This is a genomic window from Streptomyces sp. NPDC002573 (assembly GCF_042889625.1).
Taxonomy (GTDB): Bacteria; Actinomycetota; Actinomycetes; order Streptomycetales; family Streptomycetaceae; genus Streptomyces; species Streptomyces gibsoniae.
Genome location: NZ_JBIARC010000010.1, coordinates 52,651 through 71,881 on the forward strand (window position 1 = coordinate 52,651; position 19,231 = coordinate 71,881).

Sequence of the window (19,231 nt, forward strand, 5' to 3'; positions counted from 1 at the left end):
GGGGCCGGCCCGGCCGGCCGAACGGCCCCGCGTCCGGCTCGGGACCTTAGAACGCGGCCTCGTCCAGCTCCATGAGGTCCAGGTCCACACCCTCGGCCACCTTGCGGGCCAGGGTCACGCCCGGCAGGACGTTGGCCGCGAAGAACTTCGCCGCCGCGATCTTGCCGGTGTAGAAGGCCTTGTCCTTGGCGGAGGCCGTCTGAAGCTTCTCGGCGGCGACCGCGGCACCCTTCAGCAGCAGGTAGCCGACGATCACGTCACCGGAGGCCATCAGCAGACGGGTGGTGTTCAGGCCCACCTTGTAGATGCTCTTGACGTCCTCGGCGGTGGCCGCGAGGTCGGTCAGCATCAGGCCGACGATGGCCTCCAGCTCCACGGCCGCCTTGGCCAGGTGCTCGCGGGCGCCCGCCAGCTCCTCGCCGCCGGTGCCGATCGCCAGGAACTTCTTGATGTCCTCGGCGAGCGAGTTCAGCGCGGCGCCCTGGTTGCGGACGATCTTCCGGAAGAAGTAGTCCTGGCCCTGGATCGCGGTGGTGCCCTCGTAGAGGGTGTCGATCTTGGCGTCGCGGATGTACTGCTCGATCGGGTACTCCTGCAGGAAGCCGGAGCCGCCGAAGGTCTGCAGCGACTGGGCGAGCTGCTCGTAGCCCTTCTCGGAGCCGTAGCCCTTGACGATCGGCAGGAGCAGGTCGTTGAGGGCGTGCTCGGCGGAGGTGTCCTCGCCGTTCGCCTCCTTGACCGCGATCGTGTCCTGGACGGTGGCGGTGTAGAGGACGAGCGCGCGCATGCCCTCCGCGTACGCCTTCTGTGTCATCAGCGAGCGGCGCACGTCGGGGTGGTGGGTGATGGTGACCTTGGGCGCGGCCTTGTCCATGAAGTTGGCCAGGTCCGGACCCTGGACGCGCTCCCTGGCGTACTCCAGGGCGTTCAGGTAGCCGGTGGACAGCGTGGAGATCGCCTTCGTGCCGACCATCATGCGGGCGAACTCGATGATGCGGAACATCTGGCGGATGCCCTCGTGCTTGTCGCCGATCAGCCAGCCCTTGGCGGGGTGGCGGTCGCCGAAGGTCATCTCGCAGGTGTTGGACGCCTTCAGGCCCATCTTGTGCTCGACGTTGGTGGCGTAGACGCCGTTGCGCTCGCCCAGCTCGCCGGTCTCGAAGTCGAAGAGGTACTTCGGGACGAGGAAGAGGGACAGGCCCTTGGTGCCCGCGCCGGCACCCTCGGGACGGGCGAGGACGTAGTGGAGGATGTTCTCCTCCATGTCGTGCTCACCGGAGGTGATGAAGCGCTTGACGCCCTCGATGTGCCAGGAGCCGTCCTCCTGCTGGATGGCCTTGGTGCGGCCGGCGCCGACGTCCGAGCCGGCGTCCGGCTCGGTGAGCACCATGGTGGAGCCCCAGGTCCGCTCGACGGCTATCTGCGCGATCTTCTTCTGGACGTCGTTGCCCTCGTCGTAGAGGATGCCGGCGAACGCCGGGCCGGAGGAGTACATCCACACGGCCGGGTTCGAGCCGAGGACCAGCTCCGCGTACGCCCAGATCAGGGACGGCGGAGCCGTCGTGCCGCCGATCCCCTCGGGCAGGCCGAGGCGCCAGTACTCCGAGTCCATGAAGGCCTTGTAGCTCTTCTTGAAGGTCTCGGGGACGGGGGCGGTGTTCGTCTCGGGGTCGAAGACCGGCGGGTTGCGGTCGGCGTCGGCGAAGGACTCCGCCAGTTCGTTCTCGGCGAGGCGGGTCAGCTCCTCGAGGACGCTCTTGGCGGTGTCCGTGTCCATCTCCGCGAACGGGCCGGTGCCGTACAGCTTGTCGCGGCCGAGCACCTCGAAGAGGTTGAACTCGATGTCGCGGAGATTCGACTTGTAGTGCCCCATGGCGACGGCTCCGTAGAGAGATCGGCGAGGCACTGTCTCCTCGCAACCGGTTCACGCATACTGACAAGTAGCACCGATGATGCTACCCGTCGGTAATAAGAATCAACCCCTCACGGTTTTATGTGGCCCACTACTCTTTGGGGCATGTACGGCTACCAGAACGCGGGTGCGCAGCAGCAGTACGCCTCGCCGCAGCAGCAGATGCCCGGGCAGCAGATGCCGGGCGGGCAGATGCCCGGCGGATACGGCCAGCAGCCTCCGCTGTATCCCGAGCCGTCGCCGCCGTCGCTCGCGGACGCGGTGCGAGCGTTCACCACGGGGTCGATGGCGGCCGAGGACTTCCAGCAGATCTTCGCCACGTCCAAGGTGTACTGCCCGCGCGGCGACAACCCCGGGTTCCTGGCCCTGCACAACACCCAGCAGCCGGTGATCCCGATGTTCACCTCGCTCAAGGAGCTGCGGAGGTACGCGGGCAAGGAGTCCAAGTACTTCGTGATCACCGGGGCGGAGGTGATCGACCTGCTGCCGACGGGCTACGGGTTCGTGCTCGACATGGAGGGGGAGCACCGGATGGTGTTCGACGCCAAGGCGGTCGAGCAGATGGTGGAGTTCGCGATGCGGCGCATGTACGGCTGACCGTGCCGTGCCGGGTGGCCCGCGGCCGCCCGGAAATCCCCCCTCGCTTGTCACAGCCATGCCATAGAGTTCCCCCGGCAGCCGCGCCCCGCCCGCCACCGTACCCATGCGGTCGCGGCCGGGTGTCGCGCGGCGCTCTCATCTCCCGGGTGTCCGGGATCTCTTGTGGGGGTTCATCACTGTGCGCATGCGCAGCACTTCGGCCGCGACGGCACTCGCGGTCCTGTTCAGCTCGGTCGCGCTGAGCGTCGCTGCGGCGGGCTCCGCCTCGGCCGAGCCGGCCGTCCTCACCCAGCCCGTCGGCCTCGTCGCGGACGGCGCCCTCCAGCGGGTCTTCGTCGCCGACCAGGACAACGGACGGATCCTGGCCACCGACTACAACGGCACCCTGGTCGACCTGAACGTCGGCTTCGGCCGCCCCAGCGACCTCGCGCTCTCCGACGACGGCCGCACCCTGTACGCGTCGCTGCCGACCACCCACGAGATCGTGGCCCTCGACGCGACGGACCTTCAGGTCAAAACCCGCTACGACCTCGGCGCCGGCACCGACCCGCGCGAGATCGCCTTCGCGGGCGGACGGCTCTGGTTCTCGTACCGGGTCACCGGTGACGACGGCTTCCACGGCAACCTGGGCTCCATCGACCCCGCCGCCACCGACGCGGCCGCCGCGGTGGCCCTCGGACAGCTCCCGGACACGGTCGCCCCGTACTACAACGCGGCGCTCCTCGACGCCGACCCGTCCGTGCCCGGAGTGCTGACCGTGGCCGACAGCGGCGACAGCCCGGGCGCGCTGAACGTGCTCGACGTCTCAGGGGCCACCCCGAAGCTGGTCGCCAAGAGCGACGGCGGGCAGTACTTCGGCGACATCGACCTCGTACCCGGCACCTCCCAGGTGCTGTGGAACGGCTCCCGGAAGCTCTCGTACGCCGACGGGACCTTCACGGAGGCCGGGGAGCTCACCGAGACGGGCTGGTCCGGCGACGTCTCGCCGAGCGGTCTGATCGCTCAGGCCTACGACCGTCATGTGTCCGTCTACAAGCCGGGCGCCACCACCCCGGTTCGCCGCTTCGAGACGGGGACGTCGGCCGGCATCGGCGAGGTGGCGTGGGCCCCCGACTCCTCGCGGCTGTTCGCTCTCGCCGGTACGGGCAGTACCTTCACCCTGAAGGCGTACACCGGCCCGTCGCTCAGTGTGCCGAGCCTCACGGTCGACGCGCCCGCCTCCGCGACCCGCGCCAAGCAGCTCACGGTCAAGGGCAGGATCACGGCCAACGTGCCGCTCCCGGCGGGCGCCAGGCTCACGGTCACCCGAACCGACCTGGACAGCACCGGCGCCAAGGCGCTCCCGGCCGTCACGGTGAAGGCGGACGGCAGCTACTCCTTCACGGACACCCCGCCGGCCGGCGGCACCGTGACCTACAAGGTCGGCTACGCGGGTGACGCCGAGCACACCCCGGCCACCGCCTCCGACAAGGTCGCGGTCTCCCGCGCCGCGACGTCGCTGAGCCTGAACAACAACGGCAAGCTGAACGACTACGGCGCCGACGTGAAGTTCACCGCCCACCTCGGCACGACCTACAAGAACCGCAAGGTCGACATCTACGCGGACCCCTACGGCCCGGACAAGCCGAAGAAGCTGGTGAAGTCCGGCACGGTCAACAGCAGCGGCTATCTGTCCGTGACCCTGGACATGACCCGCGACACGGCCGTCACCGCGGTCTTCGCGGGCGACTCCCGGTACCAGCCGAAGACGGTCAAGGTCGACGCCTACGCCCGCGTCCGGATCTCCACGGCCGTCGCCAGGCACTACAGGACGGCCAAGATCGGCTCGACCTCGTACTACTGGTTCCACAGGAACACCGACCCGCTGCTCACCACGACCATGACCTACTACCCGGGTCGCCGGCAGCGCTTCGACCTTCAGGTCTACTACGGCGGCAGGTGGTACTCGGCCGACTCCGAGTACTTCTCGCTCGGCACGAGCGGCAGGTCGGCCGTGAGTCTCGAGGCGCCCGGCGAGGCCGGGATCAAGGCGCGGATGCGCTCGGTGTACGTCAACGGCTCGTCCGGCGACACCGTGAACTCCACGACGTACGGGGCCTGGAAGTACCTGTACTTCAGCAACTGAGCCGGCTGAGGCGACTGACGCGATGACGGAGCCCGGAGGGAATGTCCTCCGGGCTCTTCGCGTTGGGGGCTGGCAGAAAGTTCAACCATCAACTAAAGTGGGAGCACAAGGAGGTACCAGACATGCCTGCAGTGACCGTTGAGAACCCGCTGACCCTGCCCCGAGTGGCCGCGTCGGCCGACGCGGTGTCCCGTCCCGTGCTCGGTGTCACGACCGCGCCGAGCGGCTACGAGGGTGAGGGATTCCCGGTCCGCCGGGCGTTCGCCGGGATCCACTACCGCCACCTCGACCCGTTCATCATGATGGACCAGATGGGTGAGGTGGAGTACGCGCCGGGCGAGCCCAAGGGCACCCCCTGGCACCCTCACCGAGGCTTCGAGACCGTCACCTACATCATCGACGGCATCTTCGACCACCAGGACTCCCACGGTGGGGGCGGCACCATCACCAACGGCGACACCCAGTGGATGACCGCGGGTTCGGGCCTGCTGCACATCGAGGCTCCGCCGGAGTCGCTCGTCGTGTCCGGCGGCCTGTTCCACGGCATCCAGCTGTGGGTCAACCTGCCCGCCAAGGACAAGATGATGGCCCCGCGCTACCAGGACATCCGCGGTGGCCAGGTCCAGCTGCTGACCACCCCCGACGGCGGCGCGCTGATCCGCGTCATCGCCGGTGAGCTGGACGGCCACCAGGGCCCCGGCGTCACGCACACGCCGATCACCCTGATCCACGCCACCGTGGCACCGGGCGCGGAGGTCACCCTGCCCTGGCGCGAGGACTTCAACGGTCTCGCGTACGTCCTGGCCGGCCGCGGCAGCGTGGGTGCGGAGCGCCGTCCGATCCACCTCGGCCAGACCGCCGTGTTCGGCGCGGGCTCCTCGATCACCGTCCGCGCGGACGAGAAGCAGGACTCCCACACGCCGGACCTGGAGGTCGTGCTCCTGGGCGGACAGCCGATCCGTGAGCCCATGCAGCATTACGGCCCGTTCGTGATGAACACCCGCGAGGAACTCCAGCAGGCGTTCGAGGACTTCCAGAAGGGGCGCCTCGGCACCATCCCCGCCGTGCACGGGATGACCGAGAGCGGTCCGCAGGGCGCCTGATCAGCGGCCCGGCGCCGGTCGGGGGCTGATACGGCGTCACCCGGGCGGGCTGTCTGCACAGGACAGCCCGCCCTTTCGCATGATCGGCTGGGAGGGTGCAGCTCCTTCCCGAGCCCGTACGCCGCCTCGCCGCCTGGTGCGCCGCCGCCCTGCTGGTCGCCGGGGTCGTCTGGATCGTGATCCGGCTGTGCGGGCAGTTCCGTACGGCCGTCGTGCCGGTGCTGCTCGCGCTGCTGGGCACCGCGCTCCTCGGGCCGCTGCACCGATGGCTCGTGCGAGTCGGCGTCCACCGCTCGCTCGCGGCCGGGATCACCTGTGTCGCCGTGGTGACGGTGGTCGGCGGCGCCGTGTACATCGTCGTCGCCGCGCTCGTCGACACCGGCGACCAGATCCTGGCCTCGCTCAAACGGGCCGCGAAGTCGGTCGCGGCGTACTTCGGGGCGGCAGGCACCTCGCTGGACGACCTGACGACCAACTCCAAGCAGCTGATCTCCAAGTTCGGGGGCACCGCCGCCTCCAACGTGATCAGCGGGGTCAGCGTGGTCGCCGAGTACATCGCCATGGCCGTACTGGCCCTGCTGCTCGTCTTCTTCTTGCTGCGCGACTCCCACCGCGTGGCGGACCAGCTGCGCTCGCTCGCCCCGCGCGGCTCCGCCGACACCGTCGAGGCGGTCGCGCGGCGCGCCTTCGAGTCCGTCGAGGGGTTCATGCGCGGCACCACGGTCATCGCGCTCATCGACGCCACCCTGACCACCGTGGGGCTGCTGGTCCTGCGCGTGCCGGGGGCGATCGGGCTGGGCGCGCTGGTCTTCGTGGGTGCCTATATCCCCTACCTCGGCGCCTTTCTCTCCGGCGCGGTCGCGATCCTGGTCGCCCTCGCGGACCGCGGGCTGGTCATCGCGCTGTGGGCGCTCGGTGTCGTGGTCGCCGTACAGGTGCTGGACGGGCATGTGCTCCAGCCGGTGGTGCAGAGCCGGACCGTGCGGATGCACCCGGCTGCGGTGCTGCTGGCGCTCACCGCGGGCGCCTCGGTCGCCGGGATCCTCGGGATGCTGCTGGCGGTACCGCTCACCGCGGCGGCGTTCGGCGTCGGGCATGAGCTGCGGACGCGGTACGGACCGGAGGAGCCGGAGGGGCAGGAGAAGGGGCCGGACGCCTGACGGAACGTGGCGGCCCGCGCCCCGGAGGCCCCCCGCGGAGACCCTCGCGGAGCGTCGAGGGCCGATCGGCGGAGCGTCGCCCCCTAATCAGGGGGAGGTGACGGCGGGGCGGCCGGTACCCTTGGTAGGTCCGGGCCGTGCCCGCCCGGCGGCGCCGGGGCGAGCGACCCCGGAAAGACCCGACCCGCGAAGACTGGATGAACGACGATGCATCGGTACAGGTCCCACACCTGCGGCGAGCTCCGCGCCTCTGACGTCGACAGCGACGTCCGGCTGAGCGGCTGGCTGCACAATCGGCGCGACCTGGGCGGCATCCTCTTCATCGATCTGCGCGACCACTACGGCATCACGCAGCTCGTCGCCCGCCCCGGCACGCCCGCCTACGAGGCGCTGGACAAGGTCTCCAAGGAGTCGACCGTCCGCGTCGACGGCAAGGTCGTCTCCCGCGGCGCGGAGAACGTGAACCCCGACCTGCCGACGGGCGAGATCGAGATCGAGGTGGGCGAGGTCGAGCTGCTCGGCGCGGCCGCCCCGCTCCCCTTCACGATCAACACCGAGGACGGGGTGAACGAGGAGCGGCGCCTGGAGTACCGCTTCCTCGACCTGCGCCGCGAGCGCATGCACCGCAACATCCTGCTGCGTACGTCGGTGATCTCGTCCATCCGCCACAAGATGGCGGCCATGGGCTTCAACGAGATGGCGACCCCGATCCTCAGCGCCACCTCCCCGGAGGGCGCCCGCGACTTCGTCGTCCCCTCCCGTCTGAACCCGGGCAAGTTCTACGCCCTGCCGCAGGCCCCGCAGCAGTTCAAGCAGCTGCTGATGATCTCCGGCTTCGACCGGTACTTCCAGATCGCGCCCTGTTTCCGTGACGAGGACGCCCGCGCGGACCGTTCGCCGGGCGAGTTCTACCAGCTCGACGTCGAGATGAGCTTCGTCGAGCAGGAGGACGTCTTCCAGCCGATCGAGAAGCTGATGACGGAGATCTTCGAGGAGTTCGGCGGTGGCCGTCATGTCACCTCCCCCTTCCCGCGGATCCCGTTCCGCGAGGCGATGCTGAAGTACGGCTCCGACAAGCCGGACCTGCGCGCCAAGCTGGAGCTGGTCGACATCACCGACATCTTCGAGGGCTCGGAGTTCAAGGCCTTCGCGGGCAAGCACGTGCGCGCGCTGCCGGTGCCGGACGTGTCGGCGCAGCCCCGCAAGTTCTTCGACCAGCTCGGCGAGTACGCGGTGGAGCAGGGCGCGAAGGGCCTGGCCTGGGTGCGGGTCGGCGAGGACGGCTCGCTGACGGGCCCGATCGCGAAGTTCCTGACGGAGGAGAACGTCGCGGAGCTGACGAAGCGGCTCCAGCTGGCCGCCGGTCACGCGGTCTTCTTCGGCGCGGGCGAGTTCGACGAGGTCTCGAAGATCATGGGCGCCGTGCGGGTGGAGGCCGCCAAGCGGGCCGGCCACTTCGAGGAGGGCGTCTTCCGCTTCTGCTGGATCGTCGACTTCCCTATGTACGAGAAGGACGAGGAGACCGGCGCGATCGACTTCTCGCACAACCCCTTCTCCATGCCGCAGGGCGGCCTGGAGGCCCTTCAGACCCAGGACCCGCTGGACATCCTGGGCTGGCAGTACGACATCGTCTGCAACGGTGTCGAGCTGTCCTCCGGCGCGATCCGGAACCACGAGCCGGAGATCATGCTCAAGGCGTTCGAGATCGCGGGCTACGACCGCGAGACCGTCGAGGAGAAGTTCGCGGGCATGCTCCGCGCCTTCCGCTTCGGCGCCCCGCCGCACGGCGGCATCGCCCCCGGCGTCGACCGCATCGTGATGCTGCTGGCCGACGAGCCGAACATCCGCGAGACCATCGCCTTCCCGCTCAACGGCAACGCCCAGGACCTGATGATGGGCGCGCCGACCGAGCTGGAGGAGGCGCGGCTGAGGGAGCTGCACCTGTCGGTGCGCAAGCCGCAGCCGAAGTAACAGCCCTGCGGAGCAGCCCCGAGGGGCGGCTGAGCGAGGCGGTGCGGTGAGCGCCGTACCGCAGAGGTGGCTCGGAACCGATCGTCGGTCCGAGCCACTTTGCATGAATCCCGGGAAACACAGCTTTCCCATGGATTTGACAGGTCCAGTTCATAGCGCCCTCGCTCGTGACTGAGACCCCCGAACCCATGGAAGAAGCCCGACAACCCCAGGAACAGAGCAAGTTGACGCGCCGTGGGCTGATGATGGCCGGCGGCGCGACGGTGGCTGCGATGGGCCTGGGCGCCGCCCTCATGGTGAACGCCTCGGCTCAGGACGCAGCCGGCACCGCCTCCCCGGCACCGGGCGCGTCGAGCACGGGGACCGCGACCCCGGAGACGTGCTACACGCTCACCTCGGAGCTGGTCGAAGGCCCGTACTACATCGACGCGGACAAGATCCGCCAGAACATCACCGAGGACCAGGAGGGCATCCCCCTGCTCCTGAAGCTCAAGGTGATCGACGCGGAGACCTGCCGTCCCCTCCGTGACGCGGCCGTCGACATCTGGCACTGCTCGGCGTTGGGCGTCTACTCCGGCTATCAGTCGATGGGCAACGGCGGTGGTGGCGGCGCCCCCACGGACGCGCCGACCGGGACCCCCACGGGCGCGCCCCCTCGGGCGGCCCCGGCGGCGGAGGCGGCGGCCATCAGGACCCCACGGACAGCACGCGCTATCTGCGGGGCACCTGGAGGACGGACAGACACGGCTACGTCACCTTCAGGACCGTCTTCCCCGGCTGGTACCGGGGCCGCTGCGTCCACATCCATGTGAAGGTCCATGTGGACGGCACCTGGACGGACGCCGGCTACGAGGGCGGCCACGCCTGTCACACGGGCCAGCTGTTCTTCGACGAGAAGTCGGTGCTCGTGTCGGCGGAGGTGGCGCCGTACTCCACCGACACGACGACGCGCACGACCCTGACCGAGGACACGATCTATCCGCAGAACGGGCATTCGGGCGGCCTGCTGTACCTCTCGTACGACCGGAGGCACATCGCGAAGGGCGTGCGGGCGCAGCTGACGCTGGGGGTGGCCCCGGACGAGACCCACGACGGAACGGGCGGGCCGGGGCCGTCCGCGACGCCGTCGGCGAGCGCGAGCTGAGGTCGCCGGCGCCCCGCTGACACCCGCACCACGCCGACCCCCCCACCCAGGGTCCGGAACCGCCCGCGCGGTTCCGGGCTCTTCCCGAGGGGGCCTGATGACGACGAGGGAGGGGTGCATGAGGGACGAGGAACTCGCCGAGGCGCTGGCCGTGGTGATGCGTGATCTCCGCGCGCATCGGGCCGTGCTGCCCGAGGTACGGGAGCACACGGAGCACGGGCTGATGCTCTACGCGCCGGACGGCAGCGGGCAAGGGGTGGTCGGATGGCCCGATGACACCCCGGCGGAGCGTCTGGCGCGCGTCGCGGACCAGCTGCAGGACTGGGCGGTCGAGGCCCTGTGGGGTGAGGGCGCCCCGGCGGTCTGGCCGCACTGCCCGGCCCACCCGGGCACCCATCCACTGACCGCGAGCGTGGTGCGGGGGGAGGCGGTCTGGACCTGCCCGAGGAGCGGGGCGACCGTCGCTCCCGTCGGGGTGCTGGAGGATCTGTAGCGGCCCGCCTCCGTCACCCGGTGAAAGCCCGGGGGCCCGGGAAGCCGAACGCTTCCCGGGCCCCGTGACGGGTACCGGCGGTGCTAATCGGTCTCGCCGCCGAAGCGCTCCTTGTACGCGGCCAGGTCCTCGTCCGTCAGCTTCGCGAACAGCACCGGGGGAACCGTGAAGGGCGTGCCGACCGGGACGGCGGCCAGGGCCTTCGCCTCCTCCTGCGTCACCCACACGGCCGTGTCGTCCTTCAGGCCGAAGGCCGCGCGCATGGTCGCGGAGGTCGTCGGGATGAACGGCTCCGAGACCACCGCGTAGAGGTGGATCAGGTTCATCGCCGTGCGCAGGGTGAGGGCCGCGCCCTCCTTGTTGGTCTTGATCTCCAGCCAGGGGGCCTTCTCCTCCAGGTAGGAGTTGCCGGCCGACCACAGGGCGCGCAGCGAGGCCGCCGCCTTGCGGAACTGGATGGCCTCCATGTGCTCCTCGTACTCCGCGAGGAGACGTGCGATCTCCTCGCCGAGCCGCGCCTCGGCCTCGCCCGGCTCGCCGCCCTCCGGGACCGCGTCACCGAAGCGCTTGCGGGAGAAGGAGAGCACCCGGTTGACGAAGTTGCCCAGGGTGTCCGCGAGGTCCTTGTTCACCGTGGCCGTGAAGTGCTCCCAGGTGAAGGACGTGTCGTCCGACTCCGGGGCGTTCGCCATCATGAAGTAGCGCCAGTAGTCGGCGGGCAGGATCTCCAGCGCGTCGTGCGTGAAGACACCGCGCTTCTGCGAGGTGGAGAACTTGCCGCCGTAGTAGTTGAGCCAGTTGAAGGCCTTGATGACGTCGACCATCTTCCACGGCGAGCGGGTGCCCAGCTGGGTGGCCGGGAACATCACGCTGTGGAAGGGCACGTTGTCCTTGCCCATGAACTGCGTGTAGTGGACGTCGGCCTCCGACTCCCACCACCACGAACGCCAGTCCCGGTTCTCCGGGTCCTGGTCCGACCATTCCTTCGTCGCGCCGATGTACTCGATCGGGGCGTCGAACCAGACGTAGAAGACCTTGCCCTCGGCGGCCAGCTCGGGCCAGGTGTCGGCCGGAACCGGGACGCCCCAGTCCAGGTCACGGGTGATCGCCCGGTCGTGCAGCCCCTCGGTGAGCCACTTGCGGGCGATCGAGGAGGCCAGCACCGGCCAGTTGTCGGCGCGCTGGTCGACCCAGGCCTCGACCTCGCCGGCCAGCGCCGACTGGAGGAGGAAGAGGTGCTTGGTCTCGCGGACCTCCAGGTCGCTGCTGCCGCTGATGGCGGAGCGCGGGTCGATCAGGTCCGTGGGGTCGAGGACGCGGGTGCAGTTCTCGCACTGGTCGCCGCGGGCCTTGTCGTAGCCGCAGTGCGGGCAGGTGCCGATGATGTACCGGTCGGGCAGGAAGCGGCCGTCGGCGTTCGAGTACACCTGGCGGATGGCCCGCTCCTCGATGAACCCGTTCGCCTTGAGCTCGCGGGCGATCTCCTGCGTGATCTCGCGATTCTGCGGGGACGAGCTGCGGCCGAAGTAGTCGAAGGCCAGGTTGAAGCCGTCGTACACCGCCTTCTGCGCCTCGTGCGCCTGGGCGCAGAACTCGTCGACCGGCAGGCCCAGCTCCTTGGCCGCCAGCTCGGCAGGGGTGCCGTGCTCGTCCGTCGCGCAGATGAAGAGCACGTCGTGGCCGCGCTGGCGCATGTAGCGGGAGTACACGTCAGCCGGGAGCATGGACCCCACCATGTTGCCCAGGTGCTTGATCCCGTTGATGTACGGAAGGGCGCTGGTGATGAGGTGTCGAGCCATCGCGGGCTGCTCCCAAGTCGCTACGTGGGGTGACGATCGGCGGATTTCGGGCCGTCTGTCATCGTCTACGAACCTTGAAATCGTAGCCGACATGGGTACGCCGCCCGCTTCCCGTTTTACGGGGTGAGAAGCGGGCGGCGTCCTTCGAGCGGTCTTTCGGGGCTCCTGTGGCCCCTGCGGTCCTACGGGCGCCAGTTCGCCAGGATGCCCTCGTAGACCTCGGTGTCCGTCAGCTCGCGCGGGGTCTCGCCGGCCAGGAAATGGGCCGTGTTGTCCGATTTCAGCTTGCGGAGGTAGTCGAAGGCCTTGTTCTCCGGGTCGCCGAAGGCGATGAAGGAGAAGAAGAGGGCGGGGTGGCTCTTGGCGGCGTCCGTGAGGGCCTGGGTGGCGGGGGTCTTCGCGTCCGGAGCGCCGTCCGTCTGGAAGATCACCAGGGCGGGCAGGGCGGGGTCCGCGGACTTGTCGTGGTGGCCGGTGACGGCCTCCACCGCCGCGTGGTAGCTCGTACGGCCCATACGGCCGAGGCCCGCGTGGAGGTCGTCGACCTTGTTCTCGTGCTCGGCGAGGGTCAGCTCGCCGGTGCCGTCCAGTTCGGTGGAGAAGAAGACGACGTGCACCGCGGCCTCGGGGTCGAGGTGCGCGGCGAGCGCGAGGGCCTGCTCGCCCAGGGCCTGGGCGGAGCCGTCCTTGTAGTACGGGCGCATGGAGGCGGAGCGGTCCAGCACGAGGTAGACCTTGGCCCGGGTGCCGGCGAGGCCGTGCTTGTCGAGAACGGTCGCGGCGGCCTTGTAGGCGGTGGTGAGACCGGGGGCGTGGGACTTGACCTCGGTGGGGGTGAGCGCGGGCTTCGCGTCCGCTTCGGTGTCGGTGTCGACGTCGGTTTCGGTGGCCGGGGTGGCCTCGGCCTCGGCCTCGGCTTCGGTGTCGGCCGGGGCGGACGGCTCGATCGGGGCTTCCTCGGCGGCGGCGACCGGCTCGGCGGGGGCCACCGGCTCGGGATCCTTGGCCTCGGGCTCGGCCTCGGGGGTGGTCTCGGCGGCCGGTTCCGGCTGCTCGGTCTCGGTCTCGGCCTCGGCCTGGGGCTCGGGGGTGGCTTCGGCGACGGGCTCGGGGGTCGCTTCGGCGACCGGTGCCGGCTCGGGCTCCGGTTCCTGCGTGGCCTCGGGCTCGGGGGCCGTGACCGTCGGCTCCGCCTCCGGCGTGACCTCGGCGACCGCTTCGGCCTCGGGCTCCGGAGCCTCCGGCTCCGGGGTGGCCTCCGGTTCCGCCTCTACGGCGGGCTCGGGTTCCGCGGCAGCTTCCGGCTCGGCGGTCTCAGCGGTCTCGGCCGTCACCTCGGCGGCAGGCTCGCGCTCGGGCTCCGCCGCGACCTCCGGCTCGGACTCCTTCTCCGCCGTCGGCTCGGCCTCGGTGGCTTCCGGTTCGGTCGTCTCTTCCGCGACCGGCTCGGGCTCTGCCGCGGCCACGGGCTCTGCCTCTGCCTCGGCCACGGGCTCCGGCTCTGCTGCGGCCTCCGGTTCGGGCGTCTCCTCCGCGGCCGCTTCCGGCGTCTCTTCCGCGACCGGCTCGGGGTCCGCCGTGGCCACGGGCTCTGCCTCTGCCTCGGCCACGGGCTCGGGGTCAGCCGTGGCTTCCGGTTCGGGGGTCTCCTCCGCGGCCGCTTCCGGCGTCTCTTCCGCGACCGGCTCGGGGTCCGCCGCGGCCTCCGGCTCCGGCTTCTCCTCGGCCTCCGGTTCCGGCTCGGGCTTCGTCGTAGCCGTCGGCTCCGGCTTCTGCCCCGCCGCTGGTTTCGCGGTCGTCGTGTTCGCGGACGCCTCCTTCGGAGTCGCCTGCCTCGGTACCGTCACGTTGTCGAACGCCGCCGACACCAGCTCGTGTTCGTCGTCCGGGCCCGTCGACTGGGCCGGGACCTCCGCCGATGCCGGAGCCTCGGTGAGGACCGCGGAGGCAGGTGCCGTTTCCGCGGTCGTGGTCGTCTCCCGCGAGGGCTCCCCCTCGGCGGAGCGACCCTTGCGTGAGCGGCCGAACGCGTTCCGCAGGAGAGTGAGAATGCCCATGTGCGCAACCCTTCGCGTGAGTTGATGCCCGTCAAACCCTGGCCAGGACGGACACGTAAGGTTAGCCGCCGAAGGCGCCGATCTTGGGCAGGGTCCGGCCATCGGAAGCGCCGTTGTCAATACCGCTATCTCGCCGTTACCGACCCCGCCGGACCCCGCCTTCTCCGCGTACCCCTCCCCGTGCTCCAAACGCCGTACGGATTCCCTTGGTTCGCCGGCCGTTCACCCGGTCGCCCCGCGTCCACACCCCCCTGCCCCTATGGGTCACGTCCACGCCAAGGGATCGTACGGGGAGAGTAAAGTGCGCAATCTTCTGCCGCTGACCGGAACGCCGTCCGGTTCGCATCCCGGCGGTCGGTCCGCCCTGACCTGCCGTTACCGGTGTGGCGACGCCTGCTTCCACGAGGTCCCCAACACCAGCTCCAACGAGTACGCCGGCGATGTCGTCGCCGGTGTCCTCAGCCGCCGTGCCGCCCTCCGCGCCGCCGTCGTCGTGACCGCGGCCACCGCCACCGGTACGGCCGCCGTCTCGGCCGCCGCGCCGGAGGCCCGGGCCGCCACCCCCAACGCGTCCCCCACCGCGTCCCCCGCCCGCACCTACGCCGCCCGCGGCCTGCGCTTCACGCCGGTCGCCCCCAACACCGACGACACCGTCACCGTCCCCGACGGCTACCGCCAGAACGTCGTCATCCGCTGGGGCGACCCCATCCTGCGTGGCGCGCCCGCCTTCGACCCCGAGAACCAGACCGCCGCCGCACAGGCCGGGCAGTTCGGGTACAACAACGACTTCCTCGCGCTTCTCCCGCTGCCCGGCGAGCGCCACCGGCAGTTCCTCGTCGCCAACCACGAGTACACCGACGAGGTGATCATGTTCCGCGGGTACGACCCCGCGAACCCGACCCGGCGGCGACATCGGCGTCTGACGGGCACCCGATCAGGGGATTCGGTCAGGACCGGGGCGGCGCCGCCCCGGTCCTCAGTGCGGCGACGCGATCGCCCGGGCCGCCGCCACCTCCTGCCGCAGCGGTTCCAGGACGCTGTCCGCCGGGCCGGTGAGGTCCGTGCGGACCGCGACCAGGACCTCCGTCTCCCGCAGGCCCTGCGACAACTCCCGCAGTTGCAGGGCGACCTGCGCGACCTCCGCCGGGGACGGAATCGGCGCACCCTGCTTCACCCGCACCCGCGCCCCGGTCGTCGCGTCCACGATCCGTTCCACCGCGACGACCAGCGGCCACCAGGCGGCGGCCCGGCGCCCGATCGGCGGCGGCTCGGTCAGTGCCCGCTGGAACTCCGTACGGATGGTGGACAGATCGCGGTAGAGACGGCGCCGCATACGGGCGCGCGCCGGCGGGTCCGCGGTGTCGCCGAACGCGTTCTCCACGTACTCGGCGGTGTCGGCGACCGCGTCCGAGAGCCGGGCGCCGACCCGCGCGTGCCAGCTCTCCGGCCACAGCAGATAGCCGGCGACGAGCGCGATCGCGCAGCCGATGAGGGAGTCCACCAGCCGGGGCACCAGCAGTGCGGTGCCCAGATGGTTCAGCAGGTCCGACAGCACCAGGATCACCGGGGTGATCGCGGCCGTCTGATAGCCGTACCCGCGCGGGGTCAGCGCCGGGACGAGCGGGGCGAGGGCCGCCACGGCCGCCACGTCCCACCAGCCGAGCGGCACCGCGGCCAGCACCGCGGCGGCCACCACCAGCCCCACCACGGTGCCGAGCGCCCGCAGCAGCGCCCGGGAGAAGACCGAGCCGAAGTCGGGTTTCAGGACGAAGGTGACGGTGAGCGCGACCCAGTACGAGCGCGGGACCGGGACCAGGGACACCAGGGTCTGGGCGATGCCGATGCACAGGGCGAGCCGGAGACCGTAGCGCCAGGAGGTGCCGGACAGCAGGACGTTGCGGGTCGTGCGGTAGACGCGGACGCGGAGGGAGGCGGGCCGGCCGAGGCGGTCGACGATGGAGCCCGGGTCGACGTGGCACGCCGTGACGACCTCGGCGGCGTGCCGCAGCGCGTGGTCGACGGCGCGCCCCGTCTCCCCGACCGGTTCGGGCAGGGCGAGGGGGAAGGGCCCCCGGCGGTCGGCGTCGATGGCGTCGGCGAGGTGGCGTACGGCCTCGGACGCGCTCTCGGGCAGCGGCCTGCCGCAGCGGTGGGCGGCCGGGGCGGCCTCCACGAGGGGGGTGAGCGCGTTCAGCTGGGCCAGCAGACGCACCAGGTCGGGGCTGCGGCCGTGATGGCGGGCGCGCCGGGCGAGGATGAGGTCGTAGGCGTTGTTGAGGGCCTGGGTGACGGCGTACCGGGGGGCGTCGTACGCCTCCGTCCCGCAGGCGGTGAGCAGTTCGCCGACCGCCCGGTAGGCGGCCGCGACCGAGGCCCGCTCCGGTACGCCCGACCGCAGCGGCCAGGCGAGCAGCGCGAGGGCGAGGACGAGCAGTCCGCCGCCGGTCATGAGCAGGGGCCCGAGCCACCAGTCGCCGGGCAGCGGGATTCCCGCGCCGATCACGGTGTTGAGGAGCAGCAGCAGTCCGGAGACGGAGGCGACGGCGCCGATGGTGGAGATCATCCCGGAGATCAGCGCGACCCCGGTCACGGCGGTGACCGCGAGCCAGCCCTGCCCGAACACCAGTGCGCCCACGGTGACCCCGGCGGCGCCGAAGAGCTGGGGGACCGCGATGTTGAGGATGCGCATGCGGTACGCGTCCGCGGTGTCCCCGATGACACCGGACAGCGCGCCCATGGAGGCGAGCGCGCCGTAGGCGGGGCGGCCCGCCGCGAGTCCCAGCGCCAGGGGGAGGGCCATCGCGATCGCGGAGCGGACGACGGCGGGCCGGTTGACGGGTGCCTGCTGCGGTCTGAGGTTCCTGACCAGCCAGTCGGGAGGGGTGAGGCCGATGGGGAACTCTCGGGACATGACCTTATTATGGCCATTCGTTCGACTGACTCCCGAGGCGGGAGGGGAGCCCTGAGCTTCCGGGCCGAGCCTCCGGGCCGAGGTCAGCGTGTCTGCGTCCGCCCGTGGAGGGTGACGTCCACGACCAGGGCGCGGTGGTCGGTGTCCGCGATGGACAGGAAGTGCGCGGAGCGCGCCGAGAAGTCCCGGGAGACCAGGACATGGTCGATCTGGGCGCCGAACGGCCGGGCGGTCCACGTGGGCCAGGAGGGTGTACGGGCGTCGCCGGAGAGCCGGGCACCGTCGCGCAGACCGGTGTCGAGGAGGCGGCGGAAGGCGGCGTGGTCCTGGGAGGCGTTGAAGTCCCCGGCGAGGATCGTGGGGGCGTCGTGGCCTGCCGCCGCGTAGGCGCGCAGCTCCCCCAGTTCACGGCGCCAGACGGACAGCTGCCCCGGGAGCGGTGGCATGGGGTGGGCGAGCTGGAGGCGTACGGGCCGGCCGTGGACGTCGGCGACGGCGCCGGGCATGCCCATGGTTCCGGGCACGCCGGGAGCGGCCGTCAGCGGGAACCGGCTGAGGATGACCGATCCGTCGGAGCCGGCGCCGTCGACGGCCCGCCGGTAGGGGTAGCTGCCGCCCGTGCCGCCGAAGGCGCGCTCCAGGGTCGCGGAGCAGTGGTACTCGCACTCCTCGACGAACACGACGTCGGGGTGCTCGCGGCGGACGGCGGGCACCAGGGAGGCGGTGCCACGGCCGAACTCCACGTTGGAGGTCAGCACCCGGAACGTGGTGAGCGCGGGGCCGGAGGGCTCCCCGGCCCCGCCGTGCGGCTCGGTGAACCAGGCGAGGGCGGCGAGCACGAGGACCGCCGCGACCAGGCCGGTGCGCAGCCGGGCGAGCAGGACGAGCAGCAGGGCGAGCACGGCGGGGACGAACAGCCAGGGCAGGAAGGCGAGGAGCTGGGGCACCGGGGTGACGGCGTCGGTGCCGGCGGCGCGGCAGCCGACGACGACACCGACCCCGGCGAGCAGCACTCCGGCGCACCAGGCGGCCGCGGTCCGTCTCCGGGACCGCGGCCGGGTGGGGATCGGGCCTGTCGGCTCCAGGGTCGCAGTCTCCATGGGCCGGCTGCCTTCCCCTCGATGGGCTGGATGCCCGAATCCTCCCTCAGCCGGGGGCTTCCTCATAGAGGGCGCCGCAGGGGAAGGGGTGTTCGTGCGGCCGTCACAGGGTGTCGTGGGTGCCCCCGGGGGACTGCGGCGGCCGTTCCGCGCGGCCCGCCGTGACCAGGGACCAGATCACGAAGGCTCCGATGGCGATGGCGATGACCGACCAGACCGGGGCGTACGGCAGGAACATGAAGTACTCGACCATGTACAGGGCCGCCAGGCCCACGCCGACCGCGCGCGCCCAGTCCCGGCCCTGGAGCACCCCCCAGCCCGTGATCGCGATGAGGGCGCCTATGACCACGTGGATCCAGCCCCAGGTGGTCAGGCTGAACCCGTACACATAGTTGCCGACGCGGGCGTAGACGTCGTTCGTGGCGATGCCCGCGACGCCGTTCAGCACGCCGATGATGCCGCTGACCATCATCAGGACACCGGCGAACGCCATGCCGCCGGTGGCCAGGGCCGTGTGCTTCGCGTGCTGGGTGGGGGTGCGTGCGGTGTGCTGGACCATGGGGGCCGCCTCCTCGGGGCCTCGGGACCTTCATCCGTAGGGTCACCCGGGCGGCGGTGGAGCGCAGGGTGATGTAGGCCGAACGGGTGGCCGCGCGATCCGGGCGATGGCCCGTCGGGTACGGGGAACCCGAATGCGGGGACCAGCAGCGGGGGCCTCTTCGTGCGCCGGGGAGGGAAGGACGTGGGCCGGGACGGGCGGCAGCGCCGGCGCCTCGGCCGTCGGGGGCGGGGAAACCGGCCACGGGCAAGATCATTAATTACCGGACCGCCGACTCCCGGGCGCAATAGGATCGTT

The 19,231-nt window shown here is 71.0% G+C and carries 12 protein-coding genes and 2 pseudogenes; 8 read left to right on the forward strand and 6 right to left on the reverse strand.

Annotated elements, in window-relative coordinates:
• Positions 1–46 precede the first annotated feature (46 nt).
• Complete coding sequence (locus ACFYX0_RS12495) at positions 47–1,873, reverse strand: acyl-CoA dehydrogenase (RefSeq protein ID WP_388969828.1); 1,827 nt, start codon at positions 1,871–1,873, stop codon at positions 47–49.
• A gap of 144 nt (positions 1,874–2,017) precedes the next feature.
• Between ACFYX0_RS12495 and ACFYX0_RS12500 the strand changes: the two genes are divergently transcribed.
• The 7 genes and pseudogenes from ACFYX0_RS12500 (at position 2,018) to ACFYX0_RS12530 (ending at position 10,508) form a co-directional block, all read left to right on the forward strand.
• A complete protein-coding gene (locus ACFYX0_RS12500) occupies positions 2,018–2,509 on the forward strand; it encodes an SseB family protein (RefSeq protein WP_388969628.1) in 492 nt (163 codons plus the stop codon).
• Between the two features lie 187 nt (positions 2,510–2,696).
• A complete protein-coding gene (locus ACFYX0_RS12505; RefSeq protein WP_388969630.1) occupies positions 2,697–4,637 on the forward strand; it encodes a YncE family protein in 1,941 nt (646 codons plus the stop codon).
• 122 nt (positions 4,638–4,759) lie between these two features.
• Positions 4,760–5,740 (forward strand): pirin family protein, encoded by a 981-nt coding sequence (locus ACFYX0_RS12510; RefSeq protein ID WP_311693645.1) that lies wholly within the window; start codon positions 4,760–4,762, stop codon positions 5,738–5,740.
• Positions 5,741–5,835: 95 nt separating this feature from the next.
• Positions 5,836–6,900, forward strand: a complete 1,065-nt coding sequence (locus tag ACFYX0_RS12515; protein ID WP_388969632.1) for an AI-2E family transporter — start codon at positions 5,836–5,838, stop codon at positions 6,898–6,900.
• 207 nt (positions 6,901–7,107) lie between these two features.
• Complete coding sequence (aspS, locus tag ACFYX0_RS12520; RefSeq protein WP_388969634.1) at positions 7,108–8,871, forward strand: aspartate--tRNA ligase; 1,764 nt, start codon at positions 7,108–7,110, stop codon at positions 8,869–8,871.
• Positions 8,872–9,059: 188 nt separating this feature from the next.
• Positions 9,060–10,015 (forward strand): annotated as a pseudogene (locus ACFYX0_RS12525) (intradiol ring-cleavage dioxygenase).
• A gap of 118 nt (positions 10,016–10,133) precedes the next feature.
• Positions 10,134–10,508: a hypothetical protein gene (locus ACFYX0_RS12530; protein WP_388969636.1), complete on the forward strand. Its 375-nt coding sequence runs from the start codon at positions 10,134–10,136 to the stop codon at positions 10,506–10,508.
• An 83-nt stretch (positions 10,509–10,591) separates the two neighbouring features.
• On the opposite strand, the gene metG is transcribed toward ACFYX0_RS12530, so the two are convergent.
• Positions 10,592–12,307, reverse strand: coding sequence for a methionine--tRNA ligase (gene metG, locus ACFYX0_RS12535; protein WP_388969638.1), 1,716 nt, complete (start codon positions 12,305–12,307; stop codon positions 10,592–10,594).
• Between the two features lie 182 nt (positions 12,308–12,489).
• Positions 12,490–14,364 (reverse strand): VWA domain-containing protein, encoded by a 1,875-nt coding sequence (locus ACFYX0_RS12540; RefSeq protein ID WP_388969640.1) that lies wholly within the window; start codon positions 14,362–14,364, stop codon positions 12,490–12,492.
• A gap of 301 nt (positions 14,365–14,665) precedes the next feature.
• Here ACFYX0_RS12540 and ACFYX0_RS12545 point away from each other — a divergent pair.
• Positions 14,666–15,274, forward strand: a pseudogene (locus ACFYX0_RS12545) (alkaline phosphatase PhoX); the annotation flags it as partial.
• 66 nt (positions 15,275–15,340) lie between these two features.
• Here the strand turns inward: ACFYX0_RS12545 and ACFYX0_RS12550 are convergent.
• The 3 genes from ACFYX0_RS12550 to ACFYX0_RS12560 all read right to left on the reverse strand — a co-directional run bounded on the left by ACFYX0_RS12550 (position 15,341) and on the right by ACFYX0_RS12560 (position 18,934).
• A complete protein-coding gene (locus ACFYX0_RS12550; RefSeq protein WP_388969642.1) occupies positions 15,341–17,275 on the reverse strand; it encodes an FUSC family protein in 1,935 nt (644 codons plus the stop codon).
• An 83-nt stretch (positions 17,276–17,358) separates the two neighbouring features.
• Complete coding sequence (locus ACFYX0_RS12555; RefSeq protein WP_388969644.1) at positions 17,359–18,375, reverse strand: endonuclease/exonuclease/phosphatase family protein; 1,017 nt, start codon at positions 18,373–18,375, stop codon at positions 17,359–17,361.
• A 103-nt stretch (positions 18,376–18,478) separates the two neighbouring features.
• Positions 18,479–18,934 (reverse strand): hypothetical protein, encoded by a 456-nt coding sequence (locus tag ACFYX0_RS12560; protein WP_388969646.1) that lies wholly within the window; start codon positions 18,932–18,934, stop codon positions 18,479–18,481.
• Positions 18,935–19,231: the final 297 nt, after the last annotated feature.

What these genes read in the sequence shown, in the direction of transcription:
- ACFYX0_RS12495 (WP_388969828.1), bottom strand. Translation starts at nt 1,873, where the DNA reads ATGGGGCACTACAAGTCGAATCTCCGCGACATCGAGTTCAACCTCTTC.
- ACFYX0_RS12500 (WP_388969628.1), top strand. Translation starts at nt 2,018, where the DNA reads ATGTACGGCTACCAGAACGCGGGTGCGCAGCAGCAGTACGCCTCGCCG.
- ACFYX0_RS12505 (WP_388969630.1), top strand. Translation starts at nt 2,697, where the DNA reads ATGCGCAGCACTTCGGCCGCGACGGCACTCGCGGTCCTGTTCAGCTCG.
- ACFYX0_RS12510 (WP_311693645.1), top strand. Translation starts at nt 4,760, where the DNA reads ATGCCTGCAGTGACCGTTGAGAACCCGCTGACCCTGCCCCGAGTGGCC.
- aspS (WP_388969634.1), top strand. Translation starts at nt 7,108, where the DNA reads ATGCATCGGTACAGGTCCCACACCTGCGGCGAGCTCCGCGCCTCTGAC.
- ACFYX0_RS12530 (WP_388969636.1), top strand. Translation starts at nt 10,134, where the DNA reads ATGAGGGACGAGGAACTCGCCGAGGCGCTGGCCGTGGTGATGCGTGAT.
- metG (WP_388969638.1), bottom strand. Translation starts at nt 12,307, where the DNA reads ATGGCTCGACACCTCATCACCAGCGCCCTTCCGTACATCAACGGGATC.
- ACFYX0_RS12540 (WP_388969640.1), bottom strand. Translation starts at nt 14,364, where the DNA reads ATGGGCATTCTCACTCTCCTGCGGAACGCGTTCGGCCGCTCACGCAAG.
- ACFYX0_RS12550 (WP_388969642.1), bottom strand. Translation starts at nt 17,275, where the DNA reads ATGTCCCGAGAGTTCCCCATCGGCCTCACCCCTCCCGACTGGCTGGTC.
- ACFYX0_RS12555 (WP_388969644.1), bottom strand. Translation starts at nt 18,375, where the DNA reads ATGGAGACTGCGACCCTGGAGCCGACAGGCCCGATCCCCACCCGGCCG.
- ACFYX0_RS12560 (WP_388969646.1), bottom strand. Translation starts at nt 18,934, where the DNA reads ATGGTCCAGCACACCGCACGCACCCCCACCCAGCACGCGAAGCACACG.